The organism is Chryseobacterium luquanense (assembly GCF_026460945.1).
Lineage (GTDB): Bacteria > Bacteroidota > Bacteroidia > Flavobacteriales > Weeksellaceae > Chryseobacterium > Chryseobacterium luquanense.
In genome coordinates, this window is sequence record NZ_JAOVZV010000021.1 from 31,936 (window position 1) to 50,620 (window position 18,685).

Annotated in this window: 19 protein-coding genes; 7 read left to right on the plus strand and 12 right to left on the minus strand. The window is 36.7% G+C overall.

Translation table 11 applies throughout. The features are described from left to right. Positions 1-129 precede the first annotated feature (129 nt). The 4 genes from OEA66_RS17490 to OEA66_RS17505 all read left to right on the plus strand — a co-directional run bounded on the left by OEA66_RS17490 (position 130) and on the right by OEA66_RS17505 (position 3,706). Positions 130-738 carry a Crp/Fnr family transcriptional regulator gene (locus OEA66_RS17490; RefSeq protein ID WP_267282602.1) on the plus strand — a complete coding sequence of 203 codons (609 nt, stop codon included), beginning with the start codon at positions 130-132 and terminating at the stop codon, positions 736-738. A gap of 34 nt (positions 739-772) precedes the next feature. Continuing rightward, the gene (locus OEA66_RS17495) at positions 773-1,645 is read left to right on the plus strand and encodes a helix-turn-helix domain-containing protein (protein WP_267282603.1); all 873 of its coding nucleotides are present in this window, start codon (positions 773-775) and stop codon (positions 1,643-1,645) included. Positions 1,646-1,721: 76 nt separating this feature from the next. Beyond that, complete coding sequence (locus OEA66_RS17500) at positions 1,722-2,897, plus strand: iron-containing alcohol dehydrogenase (protein WP_267282604.1); 1,176 nt, start codon at positions 1,722-1,724, stop codon at positions 2,895-2,897. A 131-nt stretch (positions 2,898-3,028) separates the two neighbouring features. Continuing rightward, positions 3,029-3,706 (plus strand): hypothetical protein, encoded by a 678-nt coding sequence (locus OEA66_RS17505; RefSeq protein WP_267282605.1) that lies wholly within the window; start codon positions 3,029-3,031, stop codon positions 3,704-3,706. Between the two features lie 69 nt (positions 3,707-3,775). Here the strand turns inward: OEA66_RS17505 and OEA66_RS17510 are convergent, their stop codons facing one another. The 7 genes from OEA66_RS17510 to OEA66_RS17540 form a co-directional block, all read right to left on the minus strand. Next, the gene (locus OEA66_RS17510; protein ID WP_267282606.1) at positions 3,776-4,441 is read right to left on the minus strand and encodes an alpha/beta hydrolase; all 666 of its coding nucleotides are present in this window, start codon (positions 4,439-4,441) and stop codon (positions 3,776-3,778) included. A 68-nt stretch (positions 4,442-4,509) separates the two neighbouring features. Continuing rightward, positions 4,510-5,343, minus strand: coding sequence for a 4,5-DOPA-extradiol-dioxygenase (ygiD, locus tag OEA66_RS17515; protein WP_445986221.1), 834 nt, complete (start codon positions 5,341-5,343; stop codon positions 4,510-4,512). Between the two features lie 78 nt (positions 5,344-5,421). Continuing rightward, positions 5,422-5,988, minus strand: coding sequence for an ester cyclase (locus OEA66_RS17520; RefSeq protein ID WP_267282608.1), 567 nt, complete (start codon positions 5,986-5,988; stop codon positions 5,422-5,424). A gap of 85 nt (positions 5,989-6,073) precedes the next feature. Next, complete coding sequence (locus OEA66_RS17525; protein ID WP_267282609.1) at positions 6,074-6,904, minus strand: AraC family transcriptional regulator; 831 nt, start codon at positions 6,902-6,904, stop codon at positions 6,074-6,076. A 163-nt stretch (positions 6,905-7,067) separates the two neighbouring features. Next, entirely contained in the window at positions 7,068-7,904 is an 837-nt protein-coding gene (locus OEA66_RS17530; protein ID WP_267282610.1) for an AraC family transcriptional regulator, read from the minus strand. A gap of 98 nt (positions 7,905-8,002) precedes the next feature. Further along, positions 8,003-9,037 (minus strand): SDR family NAD(P)-dependent oxidoreductase, encoded by a 1,035-nt coding sequence (locus tag OEA66_RS17535; RefSeq protein WP_267282611.1) that lies wholly within the window; start codon positions 9,035-9,037, stop codon positions 8,003-8,005. Positions 9,038-9,313: 276 nt separating this feature from the next. Then, positions 9,314-11,779, minus strand: coding sequence for a glycoside hydrolase family 95 protein (locus OEA66_RS17540; RefSeq protein WP_267282612.1), 2,466 nt, complete (start codon positions 11,777-11,779; stop codon positions 9,314-9,316). Between the two features lie 382 nt (positions 11,780-12,161). Here OEA66_RS17540 and OEA66_RS17545 point away from each other — a divergent pair, with 382 nt between their 5' ends. Genes OEA66_RS17545 through OEA66_RS17555 form a run of 3 tightly spaced genes read left to right on the plus strand, consistent with a single transcriptional unit; the run spans position 12,162 to position 14,537 of the window. Further along, positions 12,162-13,043 (plus strand): AraC family transcriptional regulator, encoded by an 882-nt coding sequence (locus OEA66_RS17545; RefSeq protein ID WP_267282613.1) that lies wholly within the window; start codon positions 12,162-12,164, stop codon positions 13,041-13,043. A gap of 60 nt (positions 13,044-13,103) precedes the next feature. Continuing rightward, positions 13,104-13,910, plus strand: coding sequence for an inositol monophosphatase family protein (locus OEA66_RS17550; RefSeq protein WP_267282614.1), 807 nt, complete (start codon positions 13,104-13,106; stop codon positions 13,908-13,910). After that, complete coding sequence (locus tag OEA66_RS17555) at positions 13,911-14,537, plus strand: NAD(P)-dependent oxidoreductase (protein WP_267282615.1); 627 nt, start codon at positions 13,911-13,913, stop codon at positions 14,535-14,537. Between the two features lie 78 nt (positions 14,538-14,615). Here the strand turns inward: OEA66_RS17555 and OEA66_RS17560 are convergent, their stop codons facing one another. The 5 genes from OEA66_RS17560 to OEA66_RS17580 all read right to left on the minus strand — a co-directional run bounded on the left by OEA66_RS17560 (position 14,616) and on the right by OEA66_RS17580 (position 18,673). Continuing rightward, the gene (locus OEA66_RS17560; RefSeq protein WP_267282616.1) at positions 14,616-15,404 is read right to left on the minus strand and encodes a PhzF family protein; all 789 of its coding nucleotides are present in this window, start codon (positions 15,402-15,404) and stop codon (positions 14,616-14,618) included. A 92-nt stretch (positions 15,405-15,496) separates the two neighbouring features. Continuing rightward, positions 15,497-16,465 carry an NAD-dependent epimerase/dehydratase family protein gene (locus tag OEA66_RS17565; protein WP_267282617.1) on the minus strand — a complete coding sequence of 323 codons (969 nt, stop codon included), beginning with the start codon at positions 16,463-16,465 and terminating at the stop codon, positions 15,497-15,499. A gap of 80 nt (positions 16,466-16,545) precedes the next feature. Continuing rightward, a complete protein-coding gene (locus tag OEA66_RS17570) occupies positions 16,546-17,121 on the minus strand; it encodes a Crp/Fnr family transcriptional regulator (RefSeq protein WP_267282618.1) in 576 nt (191 codons plus the stop codon). Between the two features lie 634 nt (positions 17,122-17,755). Continuing rightward, positions 17,756-18,235 carry a cupin domain-containing protein gene (locus tag OEA66_RS17575; RefSeq protein WP_267282619.1) on the minus strand — a complete coding sequence of 160 codons (480 nt, stop codon included), beginning with the start codon at positions 18,233-18,235 and terminating at the stop codon, positions 17,756-17,758. A gap of 18 nt (positions 18,236-18,253) precedes the next feature. Next, a complete protein-coding gene (locus OEA66_RS17580; protein ID WP_267282620.1) occupies positions 18,254-18,673 on the minus strand; it encodes a Dabb family protein in 420 nt (139 codons plus the stop codon). Positions 18,674-18,685: the final 12 nt, after the last annotated feature.

Here is an 18,685-nt window from a genome sequence, read left to right on the forward strand (position 1 = left end):
TCAATTTTTTTGATTAATTTTTACATATTTTCAAAAGACATCTGATTTTAGATGTCTTTTGATCTTTCTACTTTCAAATCTGAGTTGATTCTAAAATAATATCTTTACATATATTTAAAAAATTACAGTTTGGATAGAAGTCAAAATTTAGAAAACCCGTTGGATATATTGATCAGCAGTTTCAACAATTCTTTCCCTTTGAACGAAAAAGAGGAGGAAGAGGTTAGAAGGCTTTTTAAAAAGAAAGTACTAAAAAGAAAAGGGTTTTTGCTGCAGGAAGGTGATATTTGCAGACATATTTCTTTTGTGATTTCCGGGTGTTTCAAAATGTATGCCGTGGATACCAATTTCAAAGAGCACAATCTTCAGTTCGCGATTGAATATGAATGGATCGCCGATATCCAAAGTTTTTATGATGAGGAACCGAGCAGACTGAGCATTGAGGCTTTGGAACCGTCGGTCGTTCTTCAGATCACTCACGAAGACTTACTTTATTTGTATGTCAATTACCATAAGTTTGACAGAAATTTCAGGATCATCAACGAAAGAAAGTTTATCAATTTTCAGGACAGAATATTACAAAGCATCAGTTTTACGGCTGAGGAAAGATATCTTAATTTTCAAAGAGATTTTCCTGAATTAATTAAGAGATTACCCAATACGCAGATTGCTTCCTATCTGGGAATCACCTCAGAATTTCTGAGCAAAGTGAGAAAAAATATCGTCAAGAAAAAATAACGTTGTTGCCGATTTAATGATTAAAATTTAGAATTTGGAACGTTTAGAAATTAAAAAAAACATACAAAAACCGGAAGACCAGAATTTGTCTTTCAGGGCATTTGATCTTACACAATCAAATCTTGAAAATTATTTTGAACCTCACAAGAAAGATCATTTTTGTATTTTCTTGGTAGAGTCTGGTGAGATAGGATTACAGATTGAAGACCAAAAGATCAAGCTCAATGCAGGTAAAATATCAATTATTTTTCCTGAACAGATTTCTTTCATTACCAAAGCTTCTTCGGATATTTCAGGCAAAATTATTTTGTTTGAAGAAATTCTTTTTTGTTCTGATATTCTAAAAAACGAACTGCTTTCCTACAATGTTGATTTGGCGACGCATCTCAATTGTGTTTTTCTTTCACCATCAGAATTTGAACAGTCAAAGAAGCTCGCTGTTGATATCGAGAATGTTTATCTCGACCCAAGTCTTGTCCGAAAAGAGCAGGCGCGTTTTTATATCAAAATTTTCCTTCTCGGATTGATTGAATTGGTCCACGGTCAGCACCCTGTTTTACAGCACGAAAGTGATAAGACAATCTATATCCGTTTCAAAAAAATGCTGAATGAACGCTATAAAACTGAACGAACTGTGCAGTATTATGCATCAAAACTGGCAATCACAACGAAGAAGCTAAACAATATTACCAAAAAGCATTGTGACGAAACAGCCATCAATGCAATTCACAATCGTATTCTTCAGGAAATCAAAAGATTATTATTGTTTTCTGACCTTTCCCACAAGCAGATCTCATTGGAACTGGGATTCAGTTCGCCTTCAGCACTGAATAAATTTGTAAAAACCAAACTAAAAGAAACGCCAACCGAACTTCAGGAAGAACTGGCTCAAATTTATAACAGATAGACTCAATTATATAACACCTCGCTTTCTGCCTGACCTACCTTTGTACTATAATTTTAACGCAAAATATAATACAAAAATGAGTAAGTTATTCATAGCAGTAGAAGTATTCCACGGAGCTGGAAGTCTCGAAGAATTAAAAAATATCAAAGGTAAAAAAGCAGTTTTGGTCACCGGAGGAAGCTCGATGAAAAAAAGCGGAACCTTGGACAAAGCCATCGCTTATCTGAACGAAGCAGGAATCGAAACCAAGATCTATGAAGGCGTAGAAGAAGACCCATCATCAGAAACTTGTTTTAAAGGAGCAGAATTGATGAAAGAATTCCAGCCGGATTGGATCGTAGGAATTGGTGGTTGTTCAGCAATCGACGCAGCAAAAATGATGTGGGTTTTCTATGAATATCCTGATGCTGACTTTGAAGCGATGATCAAACCTTTCAGCGTTCCTACATTACGAAATAAAGCGAAATTCATCGCAATCCCATCGACAAGCGGAACAGGAACTGAAACGACAGGTCTTGCCGTAATCACAGACCGTGAAAAAGGCGTAAAATATCCGATTGTTTCTTACGAATTAACTCCCGATATTGCAATTATCGATGGTGAAATCTGCGCATCAATGCCGGCTCACGTTACATCAAACACAGGACTGGATGCTTTAACACATTGCGTGGAAGCGTATGTTTCTAACATCGACAACAATTTTGCAGATGCACTTTCTAAAGGTGGTTTGAAAATCGTTTTTGACAATCTGAAAGAAGCGGTACAAAATCCAAATAATATAACAGCCCGTCAGAATATGCACGATGCTTCTTTTATGGGAGGATTGGCTTTCAATAATGCTTGGTTAGGAATTGTACATTCATTATCTCACCAGGTTGGTGCTTTGTTTGGCGTTCCGCACGGTGCCTGTAACGCAATTTTTTTACCGAATGTCATCCGTTTCAACTCAAAAGAAAGCAGTCGTTTTCCAGATTTGGCAAAGGTAATTGGTAAAGAAACCACTGAAGAGTTAGCACAGGCGATTGAAACTCTGCGATCTGAAGTTAACAATCAATCTGCGATCAAAGAATTCGGAATTTCTCGTGAAGACTGGGATAAAAACCTGGATTTTATGGCAAACAATGCATTCTTAGACCCTTGTACAGGTTTTAATCCTAGAAAACCAACCGTTGAGGAGTTGAAAGATATTTACAACGCCTGTTATGAAGGTCTTGTTTATTCAGAGGAAAAAGTCTTGAATGCTGCTTTGTAATTGAATTAAAGATAATGTTTTAAATTAACAAAACCCTTAAACTAGTTTAAGGGTTTTTCTTGTGCTAGTTTATGTCATTCAGAAATGTATTAAAACTAATTTTGTAATACTGAATTTTAGATATGATTTTTATGAAATTAAGATTTGTAGCATTAGTAGTTTCTATTATAATAACCACTTCCATTGTTTCCGCTCAAAAAATAAAACTTGAAGAATCAAATTTTACAGCGGTGCAAACTTCAGTTTCAATAGAAAAAATCGAAGGAAAGAAAGCGGTGAAAGTCATCAAGTCGAAAGCAGTTGTCAAAGATGATGAAGCAACCTATGCAAAAATCAATGATGTAAAATTCAAAGATGGAGTAATCGAGGTGGAAGTACTATCAAGACTGCTACCGGATGCGCCGGAGCACGCCAGAGGTTTTATCGGTCTGGCTTTTAGAATTAATGATGATAATTCAAAATTTGAAAGTATCTACATCAGACCTACCAACGGAATGGCCGATGACCAGCTGAGACGTAACAGAAGCATCCAGTATTTTTCTTATCCTGATTTTAAATTTACCGATTCAAGGAAATCAGCGCCAGGCGTTTACGAAACTTATGCCGATATGGCTTTGAACCGTTGGATAAAACTTAAAATTGAAGTGATAGGAGCCAAAGCAAAACTTTACATTGACAATGCAAAACAACCGAACCTGATTGTGAACGACCTTAAAATGGGTGCAGACCAAACTGGTTTTGTAGGGCTTTTCGTAGATATAGGAACGGAAGGATACTTTAGGAATTTGAAAATTTATCCGGTTCAATGATTTGAAGTCGGTTATAAAGATACAGGAACGATATTTAAATTGTTCCTGTTTTTTTATGTATAATTAAGATTATTTTGACTGATTAGAAAGCCATTTCACCACATCGCCAAACATCTGCTGATTGATAGTATGGTCTTCAGGATACTGATGAAACTCAGGCTGTAAACCTTTGCTGTGAAGATAATCTACAGCGTCTGTTGCATATCCGAACTTCAAAACCGAATCGTGTGTTCCGTGGGAAACAAAGATATTCAGTTTTTTCAGTCTTTCGTCTGATCCGATCAATGGTTTTACTTCCGAAAGCAATCTTCCGCTCATCACGGGGATTCCCTTTATTTTTTCAGGTTCCGTCAAAGCCACGCTGTAACTCATAATTCCACCCTGACTGAATCCCATCAGATACACCTGCTCTTCATCAAAATCTTCCACATTTTTCAAATCATCGATGAACTGTATGATTTCTTTTCTTGAATTTTCCGCCTGCTCCTCATTGATGATGGAGCGATCAGGCATAATCTGCGCCTGAAACCAAGCATAACTATTTGGTCTCAAAGTCAGCGGTCCTCTTGCAGAAACCACCAAAAAATTGTCTGGTAAAGCATCGGCGAAAGAAAACATATTCTGCTCATTGCTTCCAACACCGTGCATCAAAATGACCAATGGCGTTTTGTCCGTTTTTATTTTGGGTTGTCTTACCAGATAATGTAAGCTCGGTTTTTTTTCTGTTGTTATCATTTTAAAACTTAAACTGATTAAAATTATGGACGCTAAAAAAGCAAACGCCCAAACATATTTTGTTTTTATCACGCTTTATCGATTTTTACCGACATCATATTCAGTGAACCTGCCACCAGACCGTCATTGAAGATGGTTGCTTTTTCATCTTTTTCCTGCAATCCAAGCGTGTAGAGTAGTGGCAGATAATGCTCCGGCGTTGGGATAGACATTTGAACTTCTTTTCCCAGCTGGTCATATCTGATCAAGGATTGGTGGTCGCCAGCTGTGATTAGATTTTTCAACTTCTCATTCGCAGTTGTTGCCCAGTCAAAAGCATATCCTGGAACCATCATTTTGTCCCAAGCCGCCATTCTCAGATTGTGGACGGTATTTCCACTTCCGATAATCAAAACGCCTTTTCTTCTCAATGCTGAAAGTTCTTTTCCCAAAGCGTAATGATATTCGGGACCTTTGGTATAGTCCATACTCATTTCGATGACAGGAATATCTGCGTTGGGATAAAGAAATTTTACAACCGTCCAACATCCGTGGTCAAGCCCCCAGTCTTCATTCAGTGTAACTTGTGTTGAAGTGATGAGTTTCTGTGTTTCCAAAGCCAAATCCGGACTTCCCGGCGCTGGATATTGCACATCAAACAAAGCTTGAGGAAATCCTCCAAAATCGTGAATGGTCTGTGGCTGCTGCATTGCGGTCACAAATGTTCCTCTTGTTTCCCAGTGTGCAGAAATACAGAGGATTGCTCTCGGTTTCGGTAATGTCTTTGCGACAGCTTGGAAACCCTGCGTAAAGATGTTGTCATCAATTGCATTCATCGGAATTCCGTGTCCCAAAAAAAGTACCGGCATTCGTTCTGTGGGAGCTAGATTGTAAGTTAAACTGTGCAATGTATTGAGTTTCATCGCAGTGGCTCCAAGTGGTAAAAGTGTCATAGCTTTTAAAAAATCTTTTCTTTTCATAAAAACCTGTTACCAGATTTGTTATTTGTTCACTATTTGATCCATATAAGACTTGTTGTCCCAGAACAGATACTCTTCGCTCATTGTTCCGTCCGTGTTCCAGATTCCGATGGTTGCCATTGGAAGTTTGAATTTTTTTCCTGTTGGCTGGATGAATGTTCCGTCTCCAAGAGGCATTGGTTTGGTGAAAGTTCCTTCCATATAACCCATCACGGCAGTCATATTTCCGCTTCCCAATTTCAACGGGTGTTCTTTTATTCTTGTGTCCGGTGCGTAAACGAACATTGCGTCCAATGTTTTAATGTGCTGCTCAATTCCTTTTTCAGTATGTCCGTCCGGGAAATGTACCAAAATGTCTTTGGCGTGGCTTTCGTGAAGTCTTGTCCAGTCTCTGTTGCTGAAAACGGTGTAATCCAAAGTGTCGAAAGTAGCTAAGTTTTTAGCGATAATTTCGTTGGAAGCAGCTAATTCTTTAATTTGTTTTAAAGCTTTATCAGATTCAGCAGATTTTTTAGTTTGTGCGTTGGCTGTGAACATTGTTACGAATGCTGCAGCGATTAATCCTTTTGTTAAGAATGATGTTTTCATTTTTTGTTTGTTTAAAAATTATGGTACAAATTTCCGAAACAAACGATATGAAGAGATAACACAATTCAGAAGAATAGTTGTGATTTTAGGAAATGATCTTTGCCATTTCTTTTCGGTACTCAGAAGGCGTGAAGCCAGATTTCTTTTTAAAAGCGTGTGTAAAATAGGTTTTTTCATTAAAGCCAAGCTCATAGCCGATCTCCGCAATCGTCTTGTCAGTAGTAATTAGCAAGTTTTTAGCTTCGGTCAGTTTTCTGGTTTCAATGATCTCTGAAACACTCTGATGCAGAATATCCTGGCAAATAAGATTCAAGTTTCTGGTGCTCATAAAAAGTTTTTCTGCGTAGAAATTCACATCTTTTGCTTCCATAAAATATTCATCCAAAAGTTTTAAAAAATTCTTGAACGTATTGCTCTGGATTTTTTTGGATTCATCATTATTAAGGTTAAGTTTTTTGCGTTCCGATTCTATAATGGTGAACAAGCTGCTAAGCAATTGACGGATCACGGACAAATCGGGATTGAGTTGATTGTATTCCTGAAAGATAATTTCACAAATTACATTTAAACGGTCAAAACATTCATCCGTTTTCAAACAAATGTTCGCCTTATCGTGATAAGTAGAGTAGAGCTGAAAAACCGTATCAGCAATGAATTCGCTTTTAAAACGGATGGCCCAGATGTCACATTTTCCATCTTTTGCCAAAGGTCTTACGCGATGAACTTTGCCCTGTGCAATGAAGCTGACGAACGGGGCTTCCATTACCTGAGACTTGAAATCAATAAAATGTTCCAGCTGACCGGACTTTCCAATTAAGAGTTCTTCAAAATCGTGGTTGTGCGGTTCGTTGTCCAAGTGGCCGATTCTTTGGGATTCAGCTAGATCTATTTTGAACATTTTAAAAATGTCATTCATTGTCTTAAATTAAACAATAAATTTAATGAAAATTTGTGCGACATCAATCAATAATTTTCGACTTCGTCATCGTTAGATAACTGTCTGGATTGATACAATATTGGATGAATTTATCTTATATAATTTGCAGTATTAAAGCATTGTATTCTAGAATAGCGGTATTTTAATTTGCCTTAAAATCAATTGTTGCTTTCATATTAATCACTTCTGTTGGAGAATATCCAAAATGTTTTTTGAAGGCAAACGAAAAGTGCGACAGGTTTTCAAATCCTGTTTCATAATACACATCTACAGGTTTTCTTTTTTTCTCGCTCAATTCATAATACGCAAGTTCTAAACGTTTTTGGGTCAGCCATTTTTGTGGCGTGGTTTTAAAAGCGATCTTAAAATCCTTTTTAAAGGTCGTCAGGCTTCTTCCGGTGAGATAAGCAAATTTTTCAATCGCCATATTGAACATAAAATTCTTCTCCATAAAATCTGCAATACTGATCTTTCCGGGTTCAGAGAAATCAGAAAGAATACCGTCGATATTGTGATCGATGTTGCGAAGGATTGTCAGTATTTCTTCTATTTTTAAGGCGGTTATTTTTTCAGGCAGTTCACTTTCCAATTCGAAATAGGGTATTATTGAGGAAAAAAAACTATCCAACAAACGATGTTTTTCAAAGTTGAGGATCTTCTGCTGATAATGTTCTGATGATCTGATGGGGTTTTTAGTAAAATAAGTCTTCAACCTCTCGGTAGTAAGGGTCATAACCACAGATTTGTAGTTTCTGCCATCTTTCGGATATTTGATCAGCGTACATAATTGATTTCTAGGGAATAGCACCATATCGCCAGATCCAAAAGTGTGTGTTTTATCTGCCAAGATGATCTTCATCTCACCTGAGATGATCTTTACAAAAGAATGGTGCTCAAGGACAATTTCATCCTTGAAATATTTTTCCTCTATGCAGGCAAGAACGATCTCAGCATAGTTGTTTTGTTTTTTTTCTGCCATAAACCTTAGATCTATCAAATTTACAAAAAACATATCAGAGCATTTTTTTGCCCTGATACGATTTTGTTTCAACTTATGATGTACGTTTTTAGAATCTATTAAATGATAAATTTAACGCCGGTCAAATTTTCGCTTAATAACCACAGATCCTTTGCCGATGCTTCATCCAGGGCATAATCTAGAACACCGGATAATTTTTTAATATCCGTCATTCTGTCTGCAAAATTTTCCTGGCTTTCATCTGTGGACTGATCTACTTCGGCGATATCGGAATTTTCGCAATAAACGCCTCCGATTTCATTCAAGTCCTGGCTGGTGGCTGCCCATACGGTTGTAGAAGCACCTTGAGAAATTGTTTTTAATCCTTTCAACGCATCTCTTACAACGGCACCCTTCTCATCATATACACCTAACGCGGAAAGTTGTTCATCTGTAAGATGTCTTTTAAGGTCTGTTTCTACAATGGCTCCGGGATGTAATGAATAAGCTCTTACACCATAATCTTTACCTCTGTTATCCAGCTCTACCGAGAACAGGATATTGGCAGTTTTGGACTGACCATAACCCATCAAGCTTTCATATTCACGTTTTTCGAAGTTAGGATCTTCAAAATTGAACTTTGAATAATGGTGTCCCCAGGAAGAAACATTGATCACTCTTGCGCCATCGGCTTTAACCAAAGCTTTCCACAGTTTGGAAGTCAGTTGGAAATGACCGAGATGATTTGTTGATAATTGAGATTCATAACCACGACTGTCCCTTTGCAAAGGCACCCACATAATACCGGCGTTATTGATCAGAAGATGCAATGGTCTTTCAGATGACATAAATTTTTCTGCAAATGAATCTATGGATACTGGATCCATAAGATCCATTGTTTCCAACTCCACATTAGCAATCCCAGCCAGATTATTCTTCGCTTTTTCCGCATCTCTTGCCGGGACGATCACCGTTGCTCCGGCAGATGTCAATGCTTTAACGGTTTCTAGTCCTATCCCTGCATAACCACCAGTGACGATAGCGATTTTCCCGGTAAGATCAATTCCTTTGATAACTTCCATTGAAGTTGAAGCCCCATTAAATCCAGAGTTGATCGGTTGCTGTAATGCACCTTGATAATTGTTGTTTGACATATAAATCTTTTTTTGTTAGGACAAATTTAGAGTCATCTGTAAAGATTCACTTTGTTTATAAGTCGTGTTTTACTTTGTTTATAGGTCGCGATATTTATTTATTTTAGTTTGGTGCTATGGTTTTAAGAATCTTAATGATTTAATGTACTATTTTATACAATGTGGTCAAATGTCATTAAGTCGTTTGAAAGAAAACGAACTGCAATTATTTAATTAAAGTTCCATTGATAAATATTTTAATAAAGAGTATTTTTTTAGTTCAGGTTTAAGATTAGATTATTTCACCTCAAAAACATAAGTTTTTCCTTTCTCTGTAGCAAAGTCAAAAAGTTGAGTTTCTTTAACAGCGAACCCTTTCATTTCTGCTTTATCAGATTTTAAAGGTATTTTAATGGAATTAACTTGATAATATTCGTTGGGATTTTCACCTTTTGCGGTAATGAAATTAATTTTCGATTTTAAATTTATATCCTTGGCAATTCTAATTCTCGCATTTCCACCCAATGTAGATTTGATGGTAAATTTTGTCAACTTCGAATTTTTCCAGTCCATATCGATCTCAAAACCACCTCTTGCTTTCAAACCTTTTACAGAGCCGTTTGGTAAAGAATCAGGAAGTGCAGGCAAAAGATAAAGGTAGCCGTCATAACTTTGCAATAACATCTCGGCAATTCCGGAAGTACAGCCAAAATTTCCGTCGATTTGGAACGGTGGATGCGCATCCAGAAGATTAGGATAAGTTCCTCCGGACTGTCCTTTGGTTTCCATTGGAGCAGGCGTCAACTGGTCTGAAATCAGTTTAAAAGCTCGATTTCCATCTAGTAATCTTGCCCACCAATTGACTTTCCAGCCCATCGACCAACCAGTGGATTTGTCGCCACGGTAGACCATCGAATTTTTAGCAGCTTCAGTCAGCTCCGCATTTCTGAACGGCGAAATCTGACCTGAAGGAAAAAGTCCGTACAAGTGAGAAATGTGTCTGTGTTTATCATCGGTTCTGTCCATATCGGTGAGCCATTCCTGTAACTGGGCGTGTTGCCCGATTTGCATTGCCGGAAGTTTTGACAAAGCACTTTTCACTTCATCAGACAAACTTCTGTCCTGATTTAAAGCTTTGGAAGCATTAATAAAATTATTAAATACATCAAACACCAACTGGTTGTCCATCGTCGTTCCTGCAGTGATGCTTACATTTTTAAAATATTTATTTTCGGGAGACATTGACGGAGATACCACGAGATATTTTTTAGAAGGATCTTGCTGAAGAACATCCAAATAAAACAAAGCACAGCCTTTCAAAGCTTCGTAGTTTTTCTTTAGGAATTCTTTATCACCCGTGTAGAGATAATGATTCCAGACGTGTTGGGTCAGCCACGCACCGCCCATCGGCCACATTCCGTAGAAACCGCCATCTACAATACCTGTGATTCTCCAAAGGTCCGTGTTGTGGTGCATATTCCAGCCTCTCGCGTGGTACATTTCTCTGGCAGATTCCTGTCCAGTGACCGCAAGATCTTCTATCATATCAAAGAGAGGTTCGTGCATTTCGGAAAGATTCGTGTTTTCCGCCGGCCAGTAATTCATTTCTGTGTTGATGTTCACTGTGTACTTGCTGTCCCAATCTGGATTTAATTGATAATTCCAGATTCCCTGCAGGTTTGCGGGTTGCGTTCCCGGCTGTGATGAAGAAATGAGGAGATATCTTCCAAACTGAAAATACAAAGCCACCAAATCCGGGTCGTTGGAATTTCCAAACTCTTTAATTCTGATGTCCGTTGTTTTTTTAGCTTGTTCGGTAGTTCCCAAATCAAGGCTTACCCGTTTGAAATATTTTTGATATTTATCTATATGAGCTTTTAGTTCAGCATCGTATTTTTTATTTAAAGCTGATTTCAAATATTCTGAAACTCTGGCGTCAGGATTTCCACTCAGGTCATTATATTTTTTAAAATTAGTAGCGATGGATACATAAATCACCACTTCGTCTGCTCCGACAATATTGAGTTGGTCATTTGTCGATGTTAATTTTCCCCCTTTTAAAACAGGAAGAGCTACGGTTTTAAAATTAACTTTTCCTGTTTTATTGTCAACAGATCCACTTGTTCCATTGATGACCAATTGGTTATTCTCCGTGAAGATCGATTTTTTAAGATGAGGAGTAGAAGCGTTGATGTTGAAATTCAAACTTCCTTTTTTGCTTGAAGATAGTTTGATCATAATCACGTTATCAGCAAGTGAAGAAAAAATTTCACGTTTGAAAGTCACACCTTTAACATCGTAGGAAACCGTACTGATGGCTTTTTCAATGTCTAAAGTCCGATTGTAATTTTTAAAATTTTCGTGTCCCTTAAAATCCAAAAACAGATCGCCCATCGTTTGATAAGGCATTCCGTAATTCAAATCTTTCGGAGCGGTTCTTGGGTAAGTATTGTTCGTCAGATCCTGCGCTTTTTCAAACTGACCTTCGCTGATCAGTTTTCTTACTTTCTGAATGCTGTCAAACGTATTCTTAGGAATATTATTTCCCGGCTCACCCGCCCAGATGGTCTCTTCATTCAGCTGCAGATGTTCCTGAATTGCACCGCCAAAAACCATTGCACCCAATCTTCCGTTTCCGATGGGTAAAGCCTCGTTCCAGTTTTCTGCGGGTTTATCGTATGTTAACTTTAAACTTCGTTGTGCGTGAACAGATATCGAAATTACTGTTCCGGTAATAAAAAGAATAAGTTTAGTTTTAATCATTTTACTTGTATAATTTATAATATTTTTGATGTCGAATAATAGTATTGGAAAGCTATTTTTGTGATTTAAAACTAATAAATTTTCAACAAACCGTTTATAATCATTAAAAGTATGATAAGTCAATTGTATGTATTTGTTGTATTTTGATTATGAATGTTTTATATTGTGTTTTTGGACTTGTTGTTAAGTGTTTTAATGATAAGTATTTTTTGGATTATGTTACTATTGCTGATAGCATCTAAGAAGATGCAAAATAAATAATGAAAAGCTATAAACACGTATGCATTTACTTAAAGACTAAGATTTTTTTTATAGTCTAAATTTACTGATACAGAAACAATTTATTTTGTACTTTCAGATCTTAGAATTAAATTTATGACCATTGAAAAATAAGAACCATCATATTAAGCAATTCGAACTTTCGCCTTCGGCAAAGGCCAGGATAATTATTGCAAATATGGAAGGTCGTGAGATCGAGGAACACGATATTTCTACACCGCATCGTGATGATCATTGCCAGTTGATGTTGGCTGTAAGTGGGGAATTTAAATTAAATATCGATTTTGAAACCATTGCGTTTTCCGCGCCTGCATTACTTTTTGTATTTCCGGAGCAGGTTCATCAGACGATAGAAGTGAAAGATCCAAAAGGTTGGATGATAAGCTTTGATCCTTCTTTGGTAAATCAGGAAGTTCTACAACTTTTTGGAAACAAATTTAACAATCCATTTTTACTTAATTCTGGATCAGCTTTTTATCAGCACATCCATATTCTTGCTGATCTTATTGAAAAAATGCAGTTAGAAAAACCCAATAACTTTCTTCAAAATAGTCTCAGCCTCATACTGAACGGACTTTTAAACCTTATTGCAGGAGAACTTGTTTCTGATATGTCCATTAATAAGGAAAAAGAAAACCGCAGCATCATTCTCAAGGAGAAATTCATAAAACTTACAAAGGAAAATTTCAAAACCTGGAAGCAAGCTTCACAATATGCATCAGCACTATCGATCTCCACGTCACATCTGAATGATACTGTGAAATCGGTGACCGGCAGTCCAGTATCTGCACATATTCAGGAAGTATCCATTAGTGAGGCAAAGCGATTGCTCTATTTTACAGAGATGACGGTCAAGGAAATTGCTTATGAAGTAGGCTATAATGAGCCAGTGTATTTTGGAAAATTGTTTAAAAAAATAACCAAACTGACACCTTTGGAATTTAGAAATAAATTCCGTGATAAGGACCATCTTTCCCTTCATTAGAACTATCATCAAGGATAATTGACGGAGTAGATTTGCAATGTAATTAATACAACAATTGAAATGCAAAACGAAATCAATATCCCGATCGTACTGGATGCAGTAAAAAAAATTGGCGATATCTTTCTAAAAGACTATAAACAAGATCCCATCCCGCAAAGTATGGAGGAGCTTTTAAAACAATTAGAAAAGATCGACAACTTATGTCTGACCTCATTGAAGCAAGTCCTGTCTCCTGAATTTCCCAATATTCCGTGGCTCCTTGGCGACGAGTTCGACACAGATTCACAAAGAGATTATGCTTCACAAGAAGAATATTGGCTATGTGATGCAATGGATGGCGCAATACAATATATTCAGCATATTCCGGGATGGACGATTAATCTAGCACTTATCCGTAATGGAAAACCACTCTTCTCGGTTATTTATGATCCGTTGTCCAACGAAATGTTTTGGGCAAAAGATGGTGAGGGTGCTTTTATGAATGATAAACCAATGAATGTCAGTAACAAAAAGGATCTGGCTGTTATGCTGGCAGTTTTTGAATATGGTCATCAGGATAAGTCCAATAATCATTTGAATGAAAAAATCGGTTCTACAGTTACAAAGCTACTTGATAATTTCGGAATTGTAAGAAACTATGGTCCTCACGGATTGCAGTTGGCCTATATTGGTTCCGGAAGGATTGATCTGTTTATTCAGGAAGATCTGGATACCTATAATTGGATCGCCGGATTACTGATTGCCAAAGAAGCCGGAGCTGAAATTTTAACAACAGATGGTAAATCTTGGAAATGGGGTAGCGAAAGCCTTTTGGTTGCAGGTAAAAGTATCACTGAAAAATATCTTTTAATTAAATCTAAAAAATAAATGAATATAGCAATCATAGGAGTAGGAGCCGGAATTGGATTGGAATCTGTCGATCAAGCACTGGAAAAAGGACATAATGTAACGGCATTATCAACAAAAACCGACCATATTCCTGACCATCCCAATCTGATCAAAATTAATGGAAGTGCAACCTCACCAGTTGACTTGAAAAAGGCAATTGAAGATTCCGATGCAGTTCTGATCACTGTTGGAACAAAAAATAAAAAAGCAACCACTCTTTTTTCTGATATTGCCGAAACATTGATTAAAGTGAGCCGTGAACTTAATTTCTCTTCATCTGTTCTTATTATCACAGGTTTTGGAGCGGGAGAAAGTAAAAATTATTTAAGCTTCTTTATGCGGACTGTCATCTCTTTGTTCCTGAAAGATCAGTACATCAATAAAACGGAAATGGAAGAACTCATCACAAAAAGTAATTTAAGATGGGAGATCATACGACCCGGAATGCTCACCAACGGAAATGCAACCTCAACTTACAAAGTATTATCAGGATTACAAAAAGGAATGAAAGTAGGGAAGATATCACGAGCTGATGTGGCCGATTTCTTGGTTGATGAAGCCGAAAATCAAAGGTTTATTCATCAATATGTGGCATTATCTAATTAATAAAAAATAGTGAACGATTTACTTCCATCACTATTTTTTTATCCAAAAACAATGTTTAAATTTCGAATGAGAGTCAGTTTATTCAATCCAAAAATTTCCCTCAGAATAAGTTTTTGCTTTACCACTGATAACAACTCTTTCACCTTTATCCTCACAAAATAAAGTTCCTAAACGGTCAGAAACCTGAAGCGCGCTCAGTTCTTTTTTGTTCAGCCTATCAGCCCAAAACGGAATTAATGAACAATGTGCTGAACCTGTCACAGGATCTTCAAGTATAGATGCCTGAGGCGTAAAGAATCTTGAAACAAAATCGCATTGATCGCCTTTAGCTGTCACGATCACGCCTCCCGGATCCAAATTGATCTGATCAAATAACTGCCTGTCTATTTTGATATTTCGGACATCCGTTTCGTTGTCATAGACCAAGACATAATCTCTTGATCTCAAAACCTCATTTGGCTTAATGTTCAGCGAATCTTCTATAATCTTTGGAAGTGTATCGGCAGTTGGCATTCTTGAAGGAAAATCCATTCTGTAAAGGTCTTTGTCAACTACCACAGTTAAATCGCCACTTAAGGTTTCAAAAAGAATCTTATCGCCTTCGTAGTTTAGAATCGTTTTCAAACAATGTGCTGTTGCAAGGGTAGCGTGACCACAAAGATCCATTTCAATTTCTGGCGTGAACCAGCGTAAATGTATCTTGTCTCCTTTGTTAACGAAGAAAGCAGTTTCTGCCACTGCATTTTCTTTGGTTATTTTTAATAAAATGTCATCATCCAGCCAATTATCCAGAGGAACTACACAGGCTGGATTTCCACCAAAGGTCTTGTCTGTAAAAGCATCGATCTGATAAAGGTCGTATTTCATTTTATGATTTTCTTTTTTAAATAACAGTAGATTGGAGAATATTTTTTACTACCGTTGAATATTACGGTATTCTGATTTAGACGCAAGTTATCTTAATCTTTCATCATTTCCAATCCTTGCTCAATGGTTACAAAAGTTTTGTATCCTATTTCCCGTCTTGCTTTTGTGTCATTGGTGATAAACTCTAGGCCTAATGCGTTAACAAGCCCTTTGTAGAGTGGAGGATGTCCTTTTAACCTGAAGGTCTTCCACACAAATTCCATTATTGATGCAACAGTTTTGGCCATTGCCAGAGAAACAGATTTGTCAGGAACAGTAATACCCTGAGTTCCCACATATTTTTTGATGAAATCTCTGAAAACTCGCGTTTCACCATCCGTGATGAAGTAGGCTTTTCCGCCACTTTTTTCAGATTGTTCTGCCAATATCAAAGCGTGGCAGACATTGATGACGTGGCACGTTACAAAACGGTGTTTACCTCCACCGATCAATTGCATAGTCCCTTTCTCAACAGCGTCGATTATTCCTGCCAAAGTGTTGGGATCGCCTTTTCCCCATATCAATGGTGGTCTGATGGAAACCGTCTGGAAATTTGGTGTATTTTCTTTTAAAACTAATTTTTCAGCTTGCAGCTTTGTTCTGGAATATCCATCAATGATGTTATCGGAAATAAAAGTTTCGTCAGCGTTTGTGATCGGTTTGCCGTTCATTATGACAGAAGCTGCACTCAGATAAATGAATTTTTTAACGTTAGCATCTTTTGCGGCTGATAATAAAAGTGCCGTTGCTTCGACGTGTAGTTTCTGAAGTTGTTTTTCGGATGCGAAAAAATCGACCGAAGCTGCCAAATGAAATACCGATGAGCATCCTTTGACGCCTGATGCCAATGCATTTGCATCATTTAAATCTCCTTTTATCGCAGTTGCGCCCAATTGCTCTACTATCTGAACGGCTTTTGCTGAACGTGCCAATGCATTGACCTCGTAGCCCTGTTCAATGAGCATTAGAATCAGATGCTGACCTACAAATCCTGATCCTCCGGTTACAAATATCTTTTTCATACTATGATTGTTTAAAAATTACAATGCAAAGTTGAAAAGAAGTGAAGGCAGAAATCGTTTACAAAAGACAAGAAAATCTTTTATTTTTCTAAAATTCTTTTTCTGATCCGGCTCAGTGAGGTAGCAGTAATTCCCAGATAAGTAGCCAGCATATGTTGCGGCACTCTTTGCAGGATTGCAGGGTTATCTCTAAGTAGTTTTTCGTACCGTTCCTCAGGTTTATCTTTAATAAATGATGTAAGTGACTGCTGGAACTGAATGAGCGTCTGCTCCAGAATTTTCCTTATAAACTCGTTCATCAAAGGAATTTTTTGATATAAGTTCTCCAGATCTTTTTTGTTGATAATGAGTACTTCACAAGGTTCAAGACATTCGATAGTTTCTGTACTTTTTGAGCCGGTCATAAAGCTGTCAAATGCCGCGATAAAATTATTTTCCGTCATAATGTAAATCGTGAGTTGTTCACCATCTTTAACATAATATTTCCTTACGCAGCCTTTGATCAGGAAAAATAATTCATCTGTCCGTTTGTCATAAGAGACCAACTCACTTTTTGCTTTCACTTTTTTATGCGTAAGGACAGAGCTGATAATTTCTTTTTCTGCTATTGTAAAGTTTACAAACAGGTCTGTATATATGAAAAATTGATTATCCATTTTATACTTTCTTTTGAATTAAGAATAAGCTTGTTTTGCTATATAATTTGGTCTAATTTAAATATATTTCTCTTAATTATAAGTGTTCGGTAAGTGGAAATTGTGATTAAGGAATTATTATAAGATTTTTACATTCTTATTAAGCATCACCTTTTTATAGGGTTATAACTTTTTTAATAAGTCTAACATAAGTATTTTTAATATTTTGTTCAAATAGTCTTAAACTTGGAATATCGGTACTTGGATTTTGCAGAATTAATATGAGTTATATTTTGGTGATCCTTAACAAAATTAATGGATATTTTCCTAAATTTCGTTGAGAAATATTTTTTTCTCATGTTTTTTTTCTCTAGAATTAACATCAAAACCTTACTAATTAGATCAGGGGTTTATTAAGTAAAAGTAAAAACTGATAAGGCCGTGGTCACAGAAAAGGTAATAAAGAAGAAGATTCCTAATTTTGTTATGATGACGGCAAACAGCAGCGATATAATAACGGCAATTGAAAACTTAATTTGTCCAATTAATCTTTTTGCAAAAGTAAGGGTTAGATTATAAAAATATGCTCCAAAAAAGCGTTAACTTTTTTGGAGCATTCTAAATGGGATGAAATTAATTTTATATAAAAATTATATTAATCATTTTTAACAAAAAAATCATCCGCATTCTCATCTATCGGAATATAAAGTCTTTCCCACGCTTTGCTTCTCACCATATCCCAACTGTGGCCTTTCCCTTTCAGATCCTCAGCCAAAAGTACAGTTCCTGGTTTGATGATGAAGGTAGAACCGTCCGTCACTTTGAATCTGATATTTCCTTTGAGAGTGATCACGTACTGTCTTCTTGGAGCAGGATGCGCATTCTTTTCCCAATCTTCCGTCTTGTTGCTCATCCAAAAAGTGGTGGTGTTCAGATGTTTCAAAGTAGGGATTCTGCCTTTCTCGAAAGTACAAGAACCATCGGGATTGTTGATGAGCCTCACTGCTGGAATATATTCTTTCGATTCTTCCTTATTGACCTTGATGCTGAGGTTTTTGTTTTCTTTGTCCTGTGCTTTCATTACGAATGAGCTTAATGCCAATGCGAGGCATATTCCTTTGATTAATTTTTTCATTTTAAATATAATTCTTTATTAATTGTAAACAGTATCATAGACCAACATTTTTTCAAAAAATGGTTTGTATTTTTGAACTAAAGCCAGATGTTCAGGAAGTTTTCCGTAAGCTTCCAATTCTTCCAGGGTTTCAAATTCCATTGATCCATTGTAAGTATATGTACTGTCCAAAACTGTTCTTGGACTGGAGCCAGCCGGTTTTCCGTAACGCAGATTTTTTTGATAAGGAAGTTTTTTCAGACCTTCGAAGAAGTTTTCGAAGTTTTTCACTTCAGCTGCAGAAAGGTCTTTTCTAAGCCAGAAAAATAAGTTGTGAGCGTACACTTTTTTTGGTTTTATGGGATTGATATTTGGTAAAACTGTTGCGAACATCGTTCCTGATAAAAGTAGCAAGGCAGAAGCCTGTACAGACCGGAACAAGAATTTTCTTCTTTCCATTTTATTTATTTT